The following is an 18,541-nucleotide window of genomic DNA, read 5'->3' on the forward strand; positions in this document are numbered from 1 at the left end:
GGCTGACAACAAGCGGCATATATCTACGTCGACTATAAAGGTGTCAAGCCCGCGAAAGCGGCAATTTCGTTCCGGCAACTGCCCGGTCATCGAGGACCTCGCGTCGGAAGCGAAAGAGCTTTGCCGGCCGCCCGCCCGTATCGAGGGCGGTTTCGCCTGTTTCTTCGACCAACTCCTGCTGCTCGACGAGCCTGCGGAAGTTCGGCTTGTTGATGAGCCGGCCGGCCAGCGCTTCCACGGTTCGCTGCAGTTGCAGCAGCGTGAAGGTCGGTCGCATGAGCTCGAAGACGACCGGCCGGTATTTGATCTTGGAGCGCAGCCGCGCGATGCCAGTCGCAAGGATCCGGCGATGATCGCAGACCATCGCCTTGCCTGACACTGTTGCCGGGAGCGTTATGCTCGCGTTGCCGCCAGCCTCTTCGACCAGGCCCGCCTCGAAAAGCAGCTCATAGCGCTGCAGCGTGAGGTCCTCGTTCCAGGGGCGATCGTCGAAGGCAAACGCGATCGCCGCGCGCTGACGGCGTTCGCGTCGCGCTGCCATACTGCTGGCACCCTTCGCCCAGGCAATCAGGCGCCGGTGCAGGATGCTCAGCGCTTCCGGCGCGCCGGACCGGTGGTCTTCCCATGGAAAATACGCGTACCAGCTTTTCCAGTCGCTCTTGCGTGACACGGCAATAGCTTCTTGCCGGGTCAGCGCGAGATAGCTGATCGAGATCTTGCGCTGTTTGCGCCCAGCCTCGATGCGGTCACCGTCAGCGAAGGTGTAGAGCTGCTCGATATAGCCAAGCGGGTGGCCTGTCTGTTGTTCGACCCAGTCCCTCAGGCCAGACTGCAGGGAACGGTGGCTGAGCGCGAACGGCCCGGAGGGCAATGCATCCTGCTCTCCGCTGGTGAGGACGCAAGGCTCGCGGTCTGTCACGGCAGAGACAACCGCGATCAAGTCCAAATTGATGCCGCGGCTTTCCCGAGCGTTGCTATTTTTGTTTCGTGTTGCTTGGTGGTGCATGTTGCAGAACGTGGCCGTGCTCTGTGAGGTGACGCGGCTAAACCGATTTAATCAAACGTGTACCATGCCGGGCCGCTCGTCAACGGCGTACCTGTACGGTGTTTTGGTGCTCGCACTTGCATAAACTGGTCCAAACGCGACACCCGCGGTAGGTAACGCAACGGAAGGGCGCGCCTTTCTGCCGACAGTGAAGACGCGGCGAGCGTTCGATCTCAGCCAAGTTAGGGACGGTCATCAGGTGGGACAATCTCATTAGGCGTATGGCAGAATAGCGAAGACAATAGCCACTAAGCGGGACAGGAACTGAGCTCGCAAAGCTTCGGTTTTCGGATCATGTCTCCTGATTTAACTGAGAGCGTGGGCCGATTCCCTACGACCACTAGTCTGGCAGACCGGCGCCTTCGGGTTCGCGACGAGCGCATCATCCTCCCAACTGTCCCAGAGCTTGTCCCCACGCCTACGCATTCGCCCGAGCTCAGTTAACGGTCGGCGTGGGTTGGGGTGTCCACCGGGCGGAGCTTCGGCTTCGCCCAATCTTCCTCGGTCGGCATAGTGTTCGATAGGGTAAACCGGCCTCAGCAACCGTGCGAGCGGCGCCAATCTGGAAGCCGCAGCTTCTCCGACACTTGCGGGCTACCTTCCTTGCCTTCTGCCCCGACAGGCTGCGCTATCGGCAGGGCGCTGCGCAGGAAGGGAGCAATACCCAAATCTTGAGTTCTTCGCGCGTCGGTTCTTCCTGCACAGGGAAGATTTAATTCTTCCGGGCTCCGGGGCGAGGCGCGCGCGGCGGATTCACTGGGCTGAACTGTGAGGGAAGGTGCTCGCGCGCCGCAGTGACGCCCAAGATTGCACGGCAGGGTTGCAAATTTGGTGATCTGTGATAAGGAAATGTGAAATCAGAAGAGGCCTATTGAAATGAAGCGCATGCAAGAAAAGGACATTCCCGCATTCGTGCAGGACGTGGTCGCAACCGGCTGCGATATCTGCGCCGTCGGTCCGAGTTGTTACTCCCTGGGCGATACCGATGCTCCGCGCGGCAAGCGTAGGGGATTGTACAAGAAGCTCGGCGAAATCGATGCGCGCTACGGCAGCCGCGATCACTTGCGTTATCAGATTGCGGAGCACCTGGCCTCGATTGGCCGCTACATCGACGCGCCCCCAAAGGAGGAGGAGGAGGCCTGGATCGATAATGAAACACCCGAGTTGGCCGAGGTCACGCCTTACGACGTGGCGCACTTTCAGACTTACGCCGTCCTGCTGATGTCGGAGGAGATGGGCCTCGACTGGCGCAAGGTGGCACGAGCCATCTTGAACATTGACCCAGAGCGCCAGCCGGAACGGGCACGTCGGGCTTGGACATCCCATCTGGCGCGGGCGCGGTGGCTAGCGACGAGCGGGTGCGGGCAGCTTCAGAGCGATCGGTTTGGAATAGCCGCCCCGGTTAGGAAGCTCGCATGACCAGCCAGCCGTTGCCAAAGGCGAACATGGGACTTTTTGAGCGGCGGCGTGTCGAAAAAACTGCAAGCTTTTTTCGTTATTACGCTAAATCGGGTACTAGATCGACACGTCCAGGACGGCTTGGCATCATCAGGATGTAGGGTTCGTTACGCTGCTCAACGCCATCCTTGTGATGGCGTTGAGCAGAAGGCGAGCTCCGGACCTTAGGCGTTAGCGTAGCGTTTCGCGGCTGGCTTCTTGATTGGAATTGTTTTTTCTTCCCATGCCAAGTTGCCGCCGATTAACTCGGGGCAGCCGTCCTTTGCCCAACGGCATAGCCGACAGTTCTTGCGCGTTCGGAAGGTTGGTCGTCCGATTGATCGTTTCCGTTCCTCAGAAGTCGCGAGGAGATTGGGAGGGCAACGGTATTCATCTAGAAGCTAGGATGCGCTGCTTTGCCCCTGCCCGGCGACTTTTTCAGGCGTCCACAATCATTGCATATATGGGTGCTACGGAGCGTCCGAACTGGGAACAAAACAATCGGGCGAGGCTTGATCATGACGACCCGCGGCCGAGGGAAATCGCCCGCACAGCTTTTCCGGCATCTATCGGCAAAGTGGCCTGCGGCGTTCAATCCGAAAGCGCCCAGGCCGCTTAGGATCGGCATCCATCATGACATTCGCGAGCTGGACTGCGAACTGTCAGATGATGAATTGAGGAGAGCCCTGCGCGCCTATACCAGCATGCCCAGGTACTTGGCGAGACTGAATGCTGGCGCTGTGCGGGTCGATCTTGATGGCGAGCCGGCCGGCGAGGTATCGGATGCGGAGGCGGCGAGCGCCAAGGCTTTGCTGTGCGCCCGCAAGAACAAGGAAGAGCCCAAGAAGACGCCGGAGCCAAGGGTGCCTGATGCCCCGCCCCAACCGAAGCCGAAGCAAACGGCCGTGTTCAACGCGAAAAATATGGCTGGAATAGTCGTTGAGACGAAGCGTCGCCGGTCTTTCCGAAAGCCGATGGCTTGAGCGCCACAGATCTCCCAAGACTCATGGGCTTCCGAGTAATAGCCATGATGAAGATGTCGATGCCCCAGAGGAACATCTCCGAGTCAAACGACGCCTCTTCAACCGGGATTGCCTCGCTATGGTAGCTGTGTCCTGCAGGATGGCGCACCGGGTGCAGCTGCCTACCTGTGGAAGATACGCGTGGGAGGGAAAGCCCTTTTCCGGAAGGCGTTTGCCCCTCGTCCGCACCAACCAACCCCTTGCGTTTGTCTCCAGGCAGACTCATCCTGCCGCCTGCGCGTCTGCCGCCCAGCGCTGCTTGAAGAGATGCTCTCGACCGGCGTCAAACCACCAGCTTTGTGATCATAGCATCGGGGGCACAGTTCGGCCGGAGCGCGGCAATTTCGAGAGCGGCGAGATCCGCTAAGCCCCACATTTTTCCGCTATTCCGGCGATGCATTCCTCGAGCCGCTCGAGGCGGAATTTCGCAATGCGAAGTTCATTCCCGGCTTCAAAACGTCGATGGCGCCCCTGTGGCGTGGTCGCCATGAGGTTGCGCTCCAGTTCCGCGATGCGCACACGCATCTGCCGCGCCTCATCCTGACGCAAGGCCTTGATCCATCCCCGTCCGCGCATCAGTCTTCCTGCCCGCCCCAAAAGTCATGCAAACATGCCATCGAGACCCTAATTTGCGGCAAGCTGAAACGCTCGAAATTTAACTTCCGCTAACGCGAGGAGACGAAACAGCGCGGCGAGACAGTCAACGAAGCGGACACGACCACCGCCCATTCGTTGTCTGTCGAACCCGAGGTGATGGTGGTCAGCATCAACCTGAACTCGTCAACGTGGGCGGCCATCAACCAGCATCGGCATTTCTGCGTCAACGTGCTTCGAGCCGACCAGATGGCGATCGCCGAGCGGTTCGCCGGACGCGGTGGCCTGAAGGGTTCGGCTCGTTACGAAGGAGCCAGTTGGTCTGCTCTGGCGACCGGCGCACTGGCACTTGAAGACTCGCTCGCCGCGGTCGATTGCACGTCGAGGACACGATTGTGCGCCACAGCCACGCGCTCGTCCTCGGCAGCGCCCGGCATGTGGTCAGCGGAGAGTCGGGTCTGGCTCTGATCTATCATCATGGCGCTTACGGATCGTCTTGAGCGAGCGGTACGCCGTGAGTGGGCCGCAGGCACGCGCTTTTATTCTCCTTCTGGCCCGTTGAACAGTCGATCTACCGCTCAGCCCGGCTCTGGCGCAGCGCCCACGGCAGGCGCCGCTTCCATCGTTCACTTCGCGGCAAAGGCACATCTTTCTGCCGCCGCTTCTTGCGGCGAGTTCGTCCAGTCGGTGTGTGCGATGCATCCGGAACCGGCGCTCGCTCAACCGTTGCGCGCTACTCAGGAAGCGATGCGTCGGGCATGATTATGTCCTTGGCCTGGGATACTTCTTCAGAGGTGGTGAACACGAGCTGGGAAAGATTTTCGCCAGGACCAATCGGCTGCCGCGTCGCCTCAGCGACCGCACCTTTCGTGTTCGCTTTCGCGACATCGTTCGCGATGGCTGCCAGGTCGATGCCGACCCAGATCGACTCTGGCCGCTTTACGAGGCCACGCTTCTGTCTGATCTCGACGACAAAGGGTCGCCTGCTGCTTCATAGTGCTCTCGGCGGACTTGGGGGATTGCGAACGTCGTCTAAGCCCATCGCGCGCCGTCGTCCACCCGCCCCCACGCATTTCCACATCAACCCAGCACGCGCATGGTGTCCGCTTCCGGGACGCTGTTAGGAGCCACGTCCTGACCGGATGAATTGGTCTTTGGCTTCTGTCGCGGACACAGGATATTGCGTACCCACTCGCGCGAGACAGCCTGTTGTACATCTGCGCCGCTGACCATCGAATCGCGGTGGTTGTCCCGCGCTCGCCACGACCATTAGCAGTACCAACGTTAGCAATCGCTGGTGCCTAGACGTGACGGTCAGGCTTCAATGACGGGGAAGTGGGAGGATTGCGCGTTTACGAGGCGGGCTGGTCGGCCGCTCAATCGAAAGCGTCATTTGAGGCGCTGCCTCTCCGGCCTGCAACTGGCAGACACGCTCGTCCAATTCCTTGTCTACTTCCGTGAGACGATGGTTGAGGCGAAGGTAGTCCGTCCAGGTCGGCGTGCGGAATGTCTCTGTCCATTGCATGGGCTTCTGCAGGTTGCGCTGAAGCGTCCAGTTCCGAGCACCGACGCGGCTGTGGATATGCCTGCGCTGCCGCATGAGCTCGAGGAAGGCCTCGACATTTTTCTCGGCTATCAGATATTCGACCTTGACCACGATAGGACCGCTTCTCGGCTTCAAATTGAGAGCGACAGCTGGGGCGTGGAATTCCTCCAAAGGATCGGGCTCGGACTCGCGGCGCTCGCGTAGAGGAAACAGAATGCCAGCTGCGGCGACGAGCAGCAGCGCTCCAGCGGAACCCTCCAGCGCCCACGTCAGGGAATGGCTTTGGGAGGCCGTGCCCCATACCCAGCTGCCGGCCGCGATGCCGCCATCTATCAATGCATAGTAGATCGAAATCGTGCGCCCCACGACCCAGCGCGGGCTCGCCAGCTGCACGCTCACGCCAACCCCGGACCAGGCGGTGACCCAGCCGGCGCCGCCCAAGGCGAGCGCAAGTGCGGCCACCGGAATCGAAGAGGTCAGTGCAAGGGAGAGGGAGCAGGCCGCGCAGGCGACGCACGCGAGCTTCATCAGACGTTCTTGCGACAAGCTCCGTCTGAATGTGCCGTTGGAGATGCCGGCGAAGACGGCGCCCGTCCCGAAGCCTGCCATGAGCGTGCCATAGGCGAGCGGTCCGCCTCCCAGATGATCGCGGACTACCAGCGGCAGCAGTGCGAGAATGGCGATGCTTGCCAGGCCAAACAGGGTTCCGCGTGCGATCGCCGCCTTGATTTCCGAAGACATCGCCGTGAAGCGCAGCCCGTCATAGATCGCCGTCCTCATCGACTCGCGCGGGAGAGGCGAAGAGCGAACCTTCCACTTGCAGCGCCATATCGTGCCCAAAGGGACCAGATAGGTGAGTGTGGTCACGGTAAAAGCTGCCAAAAGCCCAAACGAGGCAACCACGATGCCGCCGAGCGCCGGGCCCACGGTCCGGACCGTGTTGAAGCCGACGGAGAGCAGGGTCACGGCAGCCGGGACATCGCGGCGGTCGACGATATCGCCAACCGAGGCCTGCCAGGCGGGATCGTGAAGAGCACCCCCGCATGCGATCAGGAAGCTGAAGCCGAGGATCATCCACGGACTGACAAAGCCCAGCGCCACAACCGCCGTCAGCATTGCAGATCCTATCACCATCAGGCAGCGGCCGGCGAACATGACCCTGCGACGGCTGAAATTATCGGCGAGGGCTCCGGCGAAGACGGACAAGATGAAAGCGGGCAGGTTCGATGAAGCCTGGACCAGCGCAACCATCAGATCGGAAGTCGAGATCGTCGCCATCAGCCAGCTGATGGCGACAGTCTGCATCAACCAGCCGAGAGAAGAGACCTGGGTGGCGAGCCAGATCGAACGAAAGGTCGGCTGCATGAGGGGCGCAAACGTCGTCGGCGCAGCCAAATCTTCAACTGATCCAGCCACTCTACTCATTTTTTGCGAGCCTTTGCTTTCCGTTATCGGCCGTCTCGCATGTAATCTCGACTGAACCGTGGCGGCTGGCAAAATTGAGAGAAACTCTTTTGCCTCCGACGAATGCGGCCACAGGTGGCAACCGGCAATGCGGTCGCGCCGAACAGCCCACCAAGAATGATTGAGGCGGCGACGAGCGGCACATCCCAGAATCTACGGCCAAAACTTGAATAAAGCGCTTAAGCGGAAAATCCGCTTCGAGCTGGCGCTTGCGGTCGACGATGTCGTCGGCCGAGATCGAGATCCAGCGCAAGGGTTAATCGCTGCGCATAATCATTGCTTCAAGCGCGGCTGCATCGAAAGCTTTTCGAGCAGCTGGTGGATGGGCCTCACCACGCAATACCCTGCAGACAGGCGTCCATCGCTGCCTTTCCCTTTTCTCGATCTGACGATGAAGATCATGCAGCAGGATAGCGGCAGCATCACTAACATTGAACACGATGCGCTCTGAGCTATGGCGGCTAACCCGAACACGACCCGCTTCTCAAATCTGCTAAATCTCGACGCAATGCCGTCTCGACGTACCCCGCGCCTGGCCACTGCCTCAAACGTCCCGCGAACACCCGCGCCTTCTCCTCCCGAAACCAGCGCCGGCGCCGCTCGACCGACGTGATGCTTCGTCACAGGGCTACTGCCAGTGCTTGCACAAGGATTTGCGGCCTTCAGCCTACCTGAGCAAGGCGGCCGTCCTCGTCGAGATTCGAGACAACCAGACCATCGCCGCCAAGGTGCCGGTCTTGCTACTCGAGTACCTGCTTCTGACCAAACGGCTTCGCAGCAATGCCAGGAATGTCGTCAATCCGGACAGGTTTCCCGATTAAATAGCCCTGAGCTTCATCACATCCGACGCGGCGCAGACAGTCGAGCTGTTCGGGACTTTCGACGCCTTCGGCCGTCACCTCAATTCGAAGCTCATGCGCCAACTCAACCAATGATCTCACAATCGCGGCGCAGTCCGCATCGGTGAGCAGATCCTGGACAAAAGATCGGTCGATCTTGAGCCGCGAAAGAGGCAATTTCCGAAGATAAGTCAGTGATGAATAGCCAGTACCAAAATCGTCAAGAGCAACTGTTACGGACAGCGAACTTAACGATTGTAATAACGAAATTGTTTCTTCAAAATTCGAAATTAGAACATTTTCTGTAATCTCAACCTCCAGTCTACGGGGCTCCAAAGCGGCTTCAGCCAAGGTCTCTAAAATTCCATCTAGCAAGGCCTTGTTCTTAAGCTGCACTGCCGACAAGTTGACGGAGACCCGCAAGTCGCGCGGCCAGCGCGCAGCCGCCGAACAAGCCGTTTTGACAGCCCAGTGTCCGATGGAGTGAATCAAACCCGTTTCTTCGGCGATAGGTATGAACTCCGAGGGAGGGATCGCGCCAAGGGTCGGATGCTGCCACCGCAGAAGCGCTTCAAAACCTCGGATGCGATCGCTCCCGAGATCGAGAAAGGGTTGAAATGCAAGCCAAAGCTGGTCACTGGCGAGCGCAGATGCCAGATCGCGTTCAAGGGCATGGCGCCTTGTGGCAGCTTCATCGTCGTTTGCGCTGAAAAACTGGATGGAACCCGTCCCCAGCGTCTTGGCCCTGTGCAGCGCGGTGTCGACGCAGCGCAGGAGTTGATTGGCATCCAAACCATCAGTGGGCGCCAAGGCGATACCGATAGAGGCCCTGCAATATATTTCGCGTCCTTCAATCATGAAAGGGGTGCGCATGCCATCGATGATCTGTTTGGCTAAGGACCTGATTTGATCTGGCCTAATATCGCACGTGACGATTATAGCAAATTCGTCGCCCTCCAATCTCGCGATGCCATCGCTCTCCCGCGTCGATTTCCGAAGTCTCGCAGCCACTTCGACCAAAAGGGCATCCCCTATTGCGCGGCCAAAGCGATCGTTCACCTCGTCGAAATTGTTAAGATCGAACAAGAGTAACGCAAAGTGCTGGTCAAACTGCTTTGCGTCCACCAACGCGTTTTCCAGCCGCTCGTTGAAGCTGAACCGGTTTGGCAAACTCGTTAGAACATCCCTGCGAATGGCATTTTCGCTTTCCGCTTGCAGAATGCAGCGTCGGGTAAATTCGGACGCGTGAGCAAGCACGGCACGAAACAGCGTGATGGCGTAGCTTACCATCAGGATTGCGACGGGCAGATTGACGGCTCCATCCAGCCACACAATCGCAACCGCTGAACCGACGAAGATCGGCAGCGTATACGCGATGGCCGCAATAGGAATCGTGGAAAAAGAAGCGGCACCGCCTGCGATCATGCCAGCGCTCAGGCAGGTAATGACAACCTGGGCGGCACTCGTTGCTCCTCCGAAGAACAGAACGGGAAGTGCACCCCACCAAGTGCCGAACAGGAAGGCGTTTCGCACCAGGTTTTGCGTTGTCCGGCGAGACACTGACCTTGGTTTGACTGACTGAAACGATGATCTCGCTCTTAGGCCTACGAACCCAGCGGCGGCGATGATCACACTCGCCCAGAGGATGGCTTTCGTCTGGTCGGGCGAGCCCCAGACCGCGATAACAAAAGTGGCCGCATTGAGTATGTTCGCAACCATGCCAAGAAGCGTGCTGCGAAGCACGATACTGACCTGCTCCGCCCTGATGCGGCCGGCAAGCGGTTCGATCGTTGAGGGCCCGCCAAAAACACGCAGGTCTCCGGCCAGAAGGTCGCCGAGCCTTGCGGCAGACAGACGCTGCATCACTCCTTCACTCCCCCGCGGTAGAGTAGTCAGCTGCGTATTGGTCGGTCCCCTAACACCGAACAATTCTGAAAAAGTAAATTTCAACCGCAAATGTGGACAGCCCAGTTGGGAAGCCAAGGGCTTCGGAAATTCGAAGATAGTGAAAACGCGATGCTCCCGTAGGACATCGCCGACCCAACCTGATCCCAATTATGCCCGTTCGCCCTCCGCCTTGTAGTCGGCTAACCAAAAGAACGGCAGGCTTTGCTGCCAAAGCTCGCTGGCACAGAAAATCTACACTATGCGCCCTGAGGACCTTTGGCTCTATCCGGTCGGATCAGTCGGGCAGCATCGTCATGATCCGGTGGCCCGTGCAGGCATGCTGACCTCCCACCTTTGAAGGCTGGCACTCGACGAGCCGTCCCAAAGTCCAGCAGACACGAAGGCCTTCTCCACGATCGAGTCGGGAACGCTGCGGGACGCAGGCGAGTTTTGCAGAGATGCCGGTCTCGATCTCCTCGAAGGCGAAGCAAGCCCGCTCGTCGGTTCGCGCCGTCGTTTTTTCGGACCAAGGTTCGCCCCAAAAAAAGGGCGGCATCGCTGCCGCCCTCTCGTATGCTTTAGCCAGGTAGGCTGGATTAGAAGTCCATGCCGCCCATGCCACCCATGCCGCCGCCGGGCATGCCGCCCGGCATGCCGCCGGCAGCTTCCTTCTTCGGAGCTTCGGCGATCATGGCTTCGGTGGTGACGAGCAGGCCGGCGACCGAGGCCGCGTCCTGGAGAGCCGTGCGCACGACCTTGACCGGGTCGACGATGCCCATGGCGATCATGTCGCCATACTCGCCGGTCTGGGCGTTGTAGCCGAAGGTCGCGCCCTTGTTCTCGAGGATCTTGCCGGCAACGATCGAGGCTTCCGCACCGGCGTTCGACGCGATCTGACGGGCCGGAGCCTGCAGCGCGCGACGAACGATGGCGATGCCGGCGGTCTGATCGGAGTTGGCGCCGCTGACAGCGATGGCCAGCGAAGCGCGCAGCAGCGCGACGCCGCCGCCGGGAACGATGCCTTCTTCCACGGCCGCGCGGGTCGCGTTCAGAGCGTCGTCAACGCGGTCCTTCTTTTCCTTGACTTCCACTTCGGTCGCACCGCCGACGCGGATCACGGCAACGCCGCCGGCGAGCTTCGCCAGACGTTCCTGCAGCTTCTCCTTGTCGTAGTCCGAGGTGGTCTCCTCGATCTGCTGCTTGATCTGGGCGACGCGGCCCTGGATCTCGGCCTTCTTGCCGGCGCCGTCGACGATGGTGGTGTTCTCCTTGGAGATCGACACCTTCTTGGCGCGGCCGAGCATGTTGAGGCCGACATTCTCGAGCTTGATGCCGAGGTCTTCCGAGATGACCTGGCCACCGGTGAGAATGGCGATGTCTTCCAGCATGGCCTTGCGGCGGTCACCGAAGCCCGGAGCCTTGACGGCGGCGATCTTCAGGCCACCGCGCAGCTTGTTGACGACCAGCGTGGCCAGGGCTTCGCCTTCGACGTCTTCCGAGATGATGAGCAGCGGCTTCGAGGTCTGAACGACGGCTTCCAGGACCGGCAGCATGGCCTGCAGGTTGGAGAGCTTCTTCTCGTGCAGCAGGATGTAGGCGTCTTCCAGATCGGCGACCATCTTGTCGGCGTTGGTGACGAAGTAGGGCGAGAGATAGCCGCGGTCGAACTGCATGCCTTCGACGACTTCCAGCTCGGTCTCGGCGGTCTTGGCTTCCTCGACGGTGATGACGCCTTCGTTGCCGACCTTCTGCATCGCTTCCGCGATCATCTTGCCGACCGACTCGTCGCCATTGCCGGCGATGGTGCCGACCTGAGCGACTTCTTCCGAAGTCTTGATCTTCTTGGCAGCCTTGCCGAGGGCGGTGACGACTTCGCTGACGGCGAGATCGATGCCGCGCTTGAGGTCCATCGGGTTCATGCCGGCGGCAACGGCCTTGTTGCCTTCCTGCACGATCGCCTGGGCGAGAACGGTCGCGGTGGTCGTGCCGTCGCCGGCGATGTCGTTGGTCTTCGAAGCGACTTCGCGGACCATCTGGGCGCCCATGTTCTCGAACTTGTCCTCAAGCTCGATTTCCTTGGCGACGGTGACGCCGTCCTTGGTGATGCGCGGGGCGCCGAACGACTTGTCGATGACGACGTTGCGGCCCTTGGGGCCGAGCGTGACCTTCACCGCGTCGGAGAGGATGTTGACTCCGCGCAGCATGCGCTCACGGGCGTCGCGGGAGAATTTTACGTCCTTGGCAGCCATGGTTAGCTCCTGACAGGGGCTCGGGAAGAGCCCGAAAACTCAGTTGATGGAGAGGCCGAAATTCAGCCGATGATGCCCATGATGTCGGATTCCTTCATGATCAGAAGGTCTTCGCCATTGAGCTTGACTTCAGTGCCCGACCACTTGCCGAACAGGATGCGGTCGCCGGCCTTGACGTCCAGGGGCACGAGCTTGCCGTTTTCATCGCGGGCGCCGGAGCCGACGGCGATGATCTCGCCTTCCTGCGGCTTCTCTTTCGCCGTATCCGGGATGATGATCCCGCCCACGGTCTTGGATTCGGATTCGACCCGAAGAACGACCACGCGGTCATGCAGCGGCCGGAAATTCGACTTAGCCATTTTGATATCCCTGTGCGGATGTTGAAAGGTTTCCGTTGCCGGAGCCCGGTTAGCACTCGTCAGCGGGGAGTGCCAACGTGGCGGTGAGATAGGCTGTAGGTTCGTCCTGGTCAAGACGGATGAGCGGACAGCCGAAGAGCAAAAAGATTTGGAATCGACATGGAAGCCTGGCCTCCATTACGGGCGCATCCCAATGTCTGAGCGCGTTTCGCGCCGTCTGCTCTCGGCCGACTTTTATGTCTATTGGATTGTGAAATTATGTGAAATTAACGGTCGAGCGGTCGGCGGACTCGGCTGCGAGCCAAACAGTCTTGAGCTTTTAGCAGTTCATCCCTAACCTGGAGTTGCATCGACAAAGGAGCGTTTCTCGCTTCGAGCAGGCACTTGCAGACGATGATCGGAATGTCGCCTTGAGGTCGATATTCCCCTCGGGTTTCGGTAGCCTGTCGAAGCGAAATCTTGGACCAGTTGTTTTCGGAGCCCGATATCGTGATGAAATACACAGACGTTGAACCAGGTCTTGAAGACGAAGTCCCGTGGTCGGACAGCCTGACCGCCTACGACAAGGAGCACTCCAAGACCTACTTGAGGTTCCTGGACGCCTCCGCCGACGATGCCAGTTATGAGGAGATGGCGCAGGTCATCCTCGGCATCGATCCGGCGGAAGAGCCGGTGCGCGCGCGCAAAGCAGCGCGAAGCCATCTCGATCGAGCGAACTGGATGATAACAACCGGTTACAGGGAATTGTTCGCGTAAATGAGGGTGAACGGGCGGCGACACACGCTGCTTGTTCAGACGTCATCACGGCGTCAGCCACAAGAATGGCATGACATCCGAGCCTGCTGGATTGCAAGCTTCTGCTGACGTCTATTCATTGTCAACCTCCCTCCTCGCTGCAGCGGCGTTTAGCCACGGCGTGCGGCCAAGGTCGACCGCATTTTTCACGGTGATGGCCTCAGTGGTCTCTGCCTGTTGTTCGAGAAAGGCGATCAGTTGGGCGACGGCGCGGCGAGTGCTGGAGGCAACGTCAGGCGAATTTTGAGAGGTCACAAACTGCGCTGCGCCGTTGGCGGGAGGGAATACGATTTTTAATGGTAATGGTCAGCATCCGGTGCACCCCCATCGGGCTGGATCCGCTCTCAAAATCCGAGCTCTTCCCTGGCGGCAGAAAGCGGCTGGCTTGGCCGCTGAACGAGGTGGTAGGGATGCAACGGAGTGGAGGATGCGAAGCACAAAGCCCGCCCACAGCTGAGCCCATTTCTAGGGGGCGAACCTCGACAAACGCGCGCGGCGCGCCGTTTTGCATTTGTCACGAAACATAACACCCGCTTCTCTCAGTCTATCTCAGCAAAGGAAAGATGATCGGCTCTTGCTTGCCTAAGAGCCAGACCGACGGCAGCATGTACCGACCGCTGAGGAATTCGCCGGGTTGGCGGCGAAAAGCGGAGTTCTCGCCGCCTTTCAAGTCAGCACGCCGGAACAACGCTTAGCCCGCGCCGTTCTTGCGGCCCCTCTTTGCAGGTGCAGTCTCTTCGGTCTGACCAGGCTTTCTACCCAGACCCATGGTCTTGGCTAAAGCAGAGCGAGCCGCGGCATAATTCGGCGCGACCATCGGATAGTCTGCCGGCAGATTCCATTTGGCTCGGTACTCGTCGGGGGTCAAGCTATAGTGGGTCGCGAGATGGCGCTTCAGCGACTTGAACTTCTTTCCATCCTCTAAGCAGATGATGTAGTCGGGCGTGACCGATTTCTTGACAGGAACGGCAGGCGGGCGGGCTTCGGGCTTCGCGACCGGGCCACCGAACGTGCCTTTCAACGCGGCATGCACTTGGTCGATCAGGCCCGGAAGGTCGCCCACGGGGACCGGATTGTTCGAAACATAGGCAGAGACGACGTCGGCGGTAAGCTCGATGAGGGCGTCAGTGTTGTTCTCGGCTTCTTCTGTCACGGAGTGCTCCTGATTTTTGGCTTCTGGGAAGCTCGGCTTCATTAATGAAGCAGCCAAAGAACGCAATGAAAGTTGCGTTAGGTCTTACCACAATACCGTCTTTCCAGGGCGAAGCGCTAGCCAAATGCACATGGATGGCGCATCGGCTACCCTTAACTTCCACCGGAACGATCGATTGGCGCTTTGGCTGTGGACGAACAATTATTTCCAGCAGGACCGTTTCGTTTTGGCTTTGAAGCAGCCTTCGAAAATTACTTCGGCTCAGCACCTACAATGCCCGGATCCTGTCACTCTCCATAGGCAAACGCACGAAAGGAGAAATCTCCAAGCCTCACAGCGTAGGACGAAGAGCTGGATCGGCATTCTTCGAACTGCATGTGGGAGAGCTTCCAACATGTACCAGCTGTCGATCGAGCGGCCAACCGGGGCAACCCGCAGGCGGGAGCAGTCGGCAAGTTTCCTTTTCGGCGGTGATCGCATCGCCGCGTCGGCGTGGGATGATCGCGGCTTGAGCCGGGAGTGGATGAGCGCACAGCTCTTCCATCCAACCAGCGAACAGTCGCCCACGATCCACTTCCGGCGCCTGGTAGAAGTCCGTTGGGAGAAGCGGGTGATCTGACGGGACGAATATGAAGAAGGGCCGGCGCCTTTTGGTGGTGGTTGCCTGAACTGGGCGCCGGCCAGACAGGGAGTGTACGCAGCACCCATAGCTGAGTCTTGACGCTGCGTCACCTGTGCCTTTTTGGGGCGGCACGGTTCCTCTAGCGGGAGAGGCCACCACGCGCCGGGTCTGACTGGCAGGGCTCGAGTGACCCAGACACCGGTTGCGACAAGTCGCGGTTTCCGGGGCGGATTTGACGGTCGCTTTTCGGCTGCGCCGTTCTGGCAATTTGGCCTGTCGCGAAGACATTGAGAGGGTCTAGCCTGACCGCTTCTCGCTGAGACCTTTTGGGCATTGGCAGCTGTCAGCTTCTCAAGCCGGGTGTCAAGATCTTGGCCCGTGGCACTCCCAAGAGAGAAGTCGCGCAACCGGGGCCGCAAAGAAAAACGCTATTACCGGGAATATGAATGCGCCCCAGGCCTAGAAGTCTGGGCTTGCGTCTGGTGAGCCGCGCATGACCTTCATCAGGAAGGATGCCCAGAGCAACCCACAGCCAATTGGAATCGACGCGGCAACAACCCGAGGACGATTAGGAGAATACATCCCAACCAGCCCGGCTGCTGTTCGCCTGCATACGCCCGCCATGCCAGCCATGACCTGCGAACTTTCGCCTCCCGCCGCTGGCCCCTGACTTCGCACTTCCAATTATTGCGCCGGGTACGGAAACGGGGCATCTTCTCCCCACCGGGGGAACCTTCATGGTCGCTTTAAGAACTGCGGTCCTCGCCGCTTCCGTTGCTCTTGCATCGGCGGCAGTCGCTCAGGAACGCTATGATCTGAATGACAATGAGCTGGCTGCGATCCGGCGCGCCGTGATCCTGCAATTGAAGGACCCCGACAGCGCGAAGGTCGGGCCGATCAAAGCGGTTCTCTTTCCCGGTGCCCAGGACGGTGTCGTTCTGGCCTGCGGCTTGGTCAACGCCAAGAACGGCTTCGGGGGCTATGCTGGCGAAACGCCCTTTGTCGGCGTCTTGGCGACTTACAGACAAACGGGACAGGCAGAATTTGTCGTCAGGCAAATAGGTGGAGCGGATACCGACAGCGCCGCTATCATCTCATACTGCAAGAGCCAAGGCATCTGGTGAGACAGTGGAGCATGGATCGGAAAGAAACCTTCCTCGACTATCTCGCGCCGATCATTGAGGCCTTCATGGTCTTCATTGCCTCGGCAAGTGCGATCAGCATTCCGGTGTTGGGCTTGGCTTGGCTGGCAGGAACGGGCTTCGGCCCAGCGGCCCAGTTGGTCGTCTATGCCTTTGCCACATCCACCACGATAGCTGTCATGGTCAGGCGAGAATTAAGCAAGCTGAAGTAGGCTGCTGGACCACCCAAGCGCGCCGTCTCAGTGGGCACGCATCAGATGTGACTCATACGCGAGACCGAGCATTCCGCCCCTGGCCCGAAGAGGCACCGGAGGAAACTTGTTTTTGCCTTTCGCCCGGTCTCACCAGAATGAATACCTATCCAAATTGAGTGGTTCTCAAAGAGCTGGGGGTTATTATTAACGGTTAATGCAGGGAATGTGAGTCGCGCCGGCAAATGGTGGCTTCTTTGAACCGGGTGAGTTGTCGCTTCTCCAAGACATCTTCGACCAAATCTGCGCCCAAGGCGGGTTCGCCCGCGAAAGCGAGAAGGCCGGCCGCTGACCTGATCGCCCACTATCAGGGTGGGCTGCGCGGGGAAGAACTATTCGATGCGGTCGCGTTGAAGAAGGCCGGTCCAGTGCCGGCTCCGCTCGGGATACCTTGACAAACCAGTGGACGAACTGAGGAAAGACCCTGAAGAGTACCGGCGAGAACCAACGGGCTTTGATCGCGTCCGTGATCTGCCCGATCTCGTCCTCCTGGACAACCTCATCATCCTGTAGCAGCCGCTGCCATTCCACCTCCAGCTTCTCGTCGCGTGATGGCGGTTCGGTGAGGAACGAGTCCCGCTTCAGCCGATTGATGCTTCGCCGTGGGTTTCCTAGCTGCCTCTGCACATGATCGGCCAAGCGCCGGCTCGCTGGATCGACCGCGCGCGAGAGAGAGAGAGTCCACATCTGTCTAACATCTTATCTTTGCAGCTTCGAGAACTTCGACTGGATCCGGCAGTTGTCGGGGACCTGAGTGGCGCCTGCGCGCTGATCGCGCGGCACCGGGTGCTCGTGAACCGAGCCCGCTTTGTCATCGACAAACTCAGGCGGTCTCGGCCATTCGGCTTCGCCCCCTGGCGCAGGCAGCCCTTGCAGGCTGTGACGGTTGCCGACATTCTGGCGGAGCTGTCTTTTTGGTTGGCCTTCCCGGCGGCACGGTGTGGGCGGCTCTCCCTTCTAGGCCCGCCGCGGCGGCCCGCAACCCTTCGCTTTCAGCTCAGGGTCCTCCACTTCGTTTCGGCCCTGCGGATGCCGGCCACCTCTGACGGCGGGCCTTTCCGGTCGTTCTCGCCGCCCACCCCGCTTTCCGGGAGGGCGCAGCGAGATTGGCGAGCGGAGATTTCATCGTGCGCAAGACCGGCAAACGCAGTACCCGTGGAGACGTTGGCGGCAAGATGGGCGAGCAGCCCAGAGCCAGCCTTTATTCCGAAATCACCGACCGCATCATCGCCGATCTGGAGCGGGGCGAGGTGCCTTGGGTCAAGCCTTGGGGTAGCGCAAAGACTGGCCTTGGGCTGCCAAAGAACGCCGCCACCGGGCGCAACTATTCCGGCATCAACATCCTGATCCTTTGGGGCGCGGTGATTGATCGCTCATACCCCGGCCAGAACTGGCTCACCTTCCGGCAGGCGCTTTCGCTGGGCGGCAATGTCAGGAAGGGCGAGCATGGCACGACCATCGTTCATGCCGATCGCTTTGTCCCGAAGGATGAGAAGGAACGCGCCAAGGCCGAGGACGCGGAGCCGCAGGCGGTTCCCTATCTCAAGCGCTTCACCGTCTTCAATGTCGCTCAATGCGAGGGCTTGCCGGAACATCTTTGGCGCGATGCCGAGCCACTGCCGGAACGTGAGATCATCCCGCAGGCCGAAGCTCTCACCCGTGCAAGCGGCGCCGATATCCGCATCGGTGGTGATCGCGCCTTCTACATGCCGAGTGCCGATTTCGTGCAGCTGCCGCCGCAGCCCGCGTTCTTCGAACAGGTCAATTACTACCGAACGGCTCTCCACGAGTTAGGCCACTGGACCGGACACCCGACCCGGCTTGCCCGTGACTTCTCCGGCTCGTTTGGCACCAAGACCTATGCCCGCGAGGAGCTGGTCGCCGAGCTTACGGCCGCCTTCACCTGCTCTAGCCTCGGCATCGAGCCGACGGTGCGCCATGCCGACTATATCGCCTCATGGCTCAAGGTGCTGCGCGAGGACAACCGCGCCATTTTCCGCGCCGCCAGTCTTGCTTCGAGGGCCGCCGATTTCCTTCTCGCCTTTCAGGCTGAAGCGGCAAGCGAGGCGCAAACGGGGATCGCGGCGTGAGCCTGCGCGATGCCAAACGCAATCAACTCGACCTGGGAGTTTTGCC

The 18,541-nt window shown here is 59.9% G+C and carries 16 protein-coding genes and 2 pseudogenes; 9 read left to right on the forward strand and 9 right to left on the reverse strand.

All coding sequences use genetic code 11. The annotated features are described in order from the left end of the window. Window positions 1-43: 43 nt before the first annotated feature. Window positions 44-1,006: a hypothetical protein gene (locus tag EN808_RS30940; RefSeq protein WP_135917828.1), complete on the reverse strand. Its 963-nt coding sequence runs from the start codon at window positions 1,004-1,006 to the stop codon at window positions 44-46. A 915-nt stretch (window positions 1,007-1,921) separates the two neighbouring features. Between EN808_RS30940 and EN808_RS37840 the strand changes: the two genes are divergently transcribed. After that, window positions 1,922-2,464, forward strand: a complete 543-nt coding sequence (locus EN808_RS37840) for a hypothetical protein (RefSeq protein WP_348630948.1) — start codon at window positions 1,922-1,924, stop codon at window positions 2,462-2,464. Between the two features lie 536 nt (window positions 2,465-3,000). Further along, window positions 3,001-3,465 (forward strand): ProQ/FinO family protein, encoded by a 465-nt coding sequence (locus EN808_RS30955; RefSeq protein WP_135917829.1) that lies wholly within the window; start codon window positions 3,001-3,003, stop codon window positions 3,463-3,465. 402 nt (window positions 3,466-3,867) lie between these two features. Here EN808_RS30955 and EN808_RS30960 read toward each other — a convergent pair whose 3' ends face one another. Beyond that, the gene (locus EN808_RS30960) at window positions 3,868-4,080 is read right to left on the reverse strand and encodes a hypothetical protein (protein WP_066991369.1); all 213 of its coding nucleotides are present in this window, start codon (window positions 4,078-4,080) and stop codon (window positions 3,868-3,870) included. A gap of 138 nt (window positions 4,081-4,218) precedes the next feature. On the opposite strand from EN808_RS30960, the pseudogene EN808_RS30965 reads away from it, so the two are divergent. Continuing rightward, window positions 4,219-4,566: pseudogene (locus EN808_RS30965) on the forward strand (flavin reductase family protein); the annotation flags it as partial. A gap of 853 nt (window positions 4,567-5,419) precedes the next feature. On the opposite strand, the gene EN808_RS30970 reads toward EN808_RS30965, so the two are convergent. Beyond that, complete coding sequence (locus tag EN808_RS30970) at window positions 5,420-7,069, reverse strand: MFS transporter (protein ID WP_135917831.1); 1,650 nt, start codon at window positions 7,067-7,069, stop codon at window positions 5,420-5,422. Between the two features lie 205 nt (window positions 7,070-7,274). Here EN808_RS30970 and EN808_RS37845 point away from each other — a divergent pair, with 205 nt between their 5' ends. Beyond that, on the forward strand, window positions 7,275-7,559 hold the full coding sequence (locus EN808_RS37845; protein ID WP_348630949.1) for a hypothetical protein: 285 nt from the start codon (window positions 7,275-7,277) through the stop codon (window positions 7,557-7,559). 289 nt (window positions 7,560-7,848) lie between these two features. Here EN808_RS37845 and EN808_RS30980 read toward each other — a convergent pair whose 3' ends face one another. The 4 genes from EN808_RS30980 to groES form a co-directional block, all read right to left on the reverse strand. Further along, window positions 7,849-9,810 carry an EAL domain-containing protein gene (locus EN808_RS30980; RefSeq protein ID WP_135917871.1) on the reverse strand — a complete coding sequence of 654 codons (1,962 nt, stop codon included), beginning with the start codon at window positions 9,808-9,810 and terminating at the stop codon, window positions 7,849-7,851. Window positions 9,811-10,129: 319 nt separating this feature from the next. Next, the gene (locus EN808_RS30985; protein ID WP_135917832.1) at window positions 10,130-10,390 is read right to left on the reverse strand and encodes a hypothetical protein; all 261 of its coding nucleotides are present in this window, start codon (window positions 10,388-10,390) and stop codon (window positions 10,130-10,132) included. Between the two features lie 40 nt (window positions 10,391-10,430). Continuing rightward, entirely contained in the window at window positions 10,431-12,083 is a 1,653-nt protein-coding gene (gene groL / locus EN808_RS30990) for a chaperonin GroEL (protein WP_135917833.1), read from the reverse strand. 62 nt (window positions 12,084-12,145) lie between these two features. Further along, window positions 12,146-12,442: a co-chaperone GroES gene (groES, locus tag EN808_RS30995; protein WP_135917834.1), complete on the reverse strand. Its 297-nt coding sequence runs from the start codon at window positions 12,440-12,442 to the stop codon at window positions 12,146-12,148. Window positions 12,443-12,934: 492 nt separating this feature from the next. Between groES and EN808_RS31000 the strand changes: the two genes are divergently transcribed. Next, window positions 12,935-13,198, forward strand: coding sequence for a DUF2285 domain-containing protein (locus EN808_RS31000; RefSeq protein WP_135917835.1), 264 nt, complete (start codon window positions 12,935-12,937; stop codon window positions 13,196-13,198). Window positions 13,199-13,348: 150 nt separating this feature from the next. Here EN808_RS31000 and EN808_RS37320 read toward each other — a convergent pair. Next, window positions 13,349-13,453: pseudogene (locus EN808_RS37320) on the reverse strand (histidinol phosphatase); the annotation flags it as partial. A 475-nt stretch (window positions 13,454-13,928) separates the two neighbouring features. Then, window positions 13,929-14,390, reverse strand: a complete 462-nt coding sequence (locus EN808_RS31010; RefSeq protein WP_189524205.1) for a MucR family transcriptional regulator — start codon at window positions 14,388-14,390, stop codon at window positions 13,929-13,931. Between the two features lie 394 nt (window positions 14,391-14,784). Between EN808_RS31010 and EN808_RS31015 the strand changes: the two genes are divergently transcribed. From EN808_RS31015 to EN808_RS31035, 4 genes are all read left to right on the forward strand, one after another. Beyond that, window positions 14,785-15,009, forward strand: a complete 225-nt coding sequence (locus tag EN808_RS31015; protein WP_135917837.1) for a hypothetical protein — start codon at window positions 14,785-14,787, stop codon at window positions 15,007-15,009. A 740-nt stretch (window positions 15,010-15,749) separates the two neighbouring features. Beyond that, a complete protein-coding gene (locus EN808_RS31020; RefSeq protein WP_135917838.1) occupies window positions 15,750-16,136 on the forward strand; it encodes a hypothetical protein in 387 nt (128 codons plus the stop codon). An 11-nt stretch (window positions 16,137-16,147) separates the two neighbouring features. Further along, on the forward strand, window positions 16,148-16,366 hold the full coding sequence (locus EN808_RS31025) for a hypothetical protein (protein WP_128315807.1): 219 nt from the start codon (window positions 16,148-16,150) through the stop codon (window positions 16,364-16,366). A gap of 1,214 nt (window positions 16,367-17,580) precedes the next feature. Continuing rightward, entirely contained in the window at window positions 17,581-18,495 is a 915-nt protein-coding gene (locus EN808_RS31035; protein ID WP_135917872.1) for a zincin-like metallopeptidase domain-containing protein, read from the forward strand. The last annotated feature ends 46 nt before the right edge of the window (window positions 18,496-18,541 follow it).

The organism is Mesorhizobium sp. M8A.F.Ca.ET.165.01.1.1, from assembly GCF_004792065.1.
In the GTDB taxonomy this organism is placed as follows: domain Bacteria; phylum Pseudomonadota; class Alphaproteobacteria; order Rhizobiales; family Rhizobiaceae; genus Mesorhizobium.

Coding starts and splice junctions, on each gene's coding strand:
- EN808_RS30970 (WP_135917831.1), bottom strand. CDS start 7,069: ATGAGTAGAGTGGCTGGATCAGTTGAAGATTTGGCTGCGCCGACGACG.
- EN808_RS30985 (WP_135917832.1), bottom strand. CDS start 10,390: ATGCCGCCCTTTTTTTGGGGCGAACCTTGGTCCGAAAAAACGACGGCG.
- EN808_RS31025 (WP_128315807.1), top strand. CDS start 16,148: ATGGATCGGAAAGAAACCTTCCTCGACTATCTCGCGCCGATCATTGAG.
- EN808_RS31015 (WP_135917837.1), top strand. CDS start 14,785: ATGTACCAGCTGTCGATCGAGCGGCCAACCGGGGCAACCCGCAGGCGG.
- EN808_RS31020 (WP_135917838.1), top strand. CDS start 15,750: ATGGTCGCTTTAAGAACTGCGGTCCTCGCCGCTTCCGTTGCTCTTGCA.
- groL (WP_135917833.1), bottom strand. CDS start 12,083: ATGGCTGCCAAGGACGTAAAATTCTCCCGCGACGCCCGTGAGCGCATG.
- EN808_RS31000 (WP_135917835.1), top strand. CDS start 12,935: ATGAAATACACAGACGTTGAACCAGGTCTTGAAGACGAAGTCCCGTGG.
- EN808_RS30960 (WP_066991369.1), bottom strand. CDS start 4,080: ATGCGCGGACGGGGATGGATCAAGGCCTTGCGTCAGGATGAGGCGCGG.
- EN808_RS31035 (WP_135917872.1), top strand. CDS start 17,581: ATGGGCGAGCAGCCCAGAGCCAGCCTTTATTCCGAAATCACCGACCGC.
- EN808_RS37840 (WP_348630948.1), top strand. CDS start 1,922: ATGAAGCGCATGCAAGAAAAGGACATTCCCGCATTCGTGCAGGACGTG.
- EN808_RS30980 (WP_135917871.1), bottom strand. CDS start 9,810: ATGCAGCGTCTGTCTGCCGCAAGGCTCGGCGACCTTCTGGCCGGAGAC.
- EN808_RS30955 (WP_135917829.1), top strand. CDS start 3,001: ATGACGACCCGCGGCCGAGGGAAATCGCCCGCACAGCTTTTCCGGCAT.
- EN808_RS30940 (WP_135917828.1), bottom strand. CDS start 1,006: ATGCACCACCAAGCAACACGAAACAAAAATAGCAACGCTCGGGAAAGC.
- groES (WP_135917834.1), bottom strand. CDS start 12,442: ATGGCTAAGTCGAATTTCCGGCCGCTGCATGACCGCGTGGTCGTTCTT.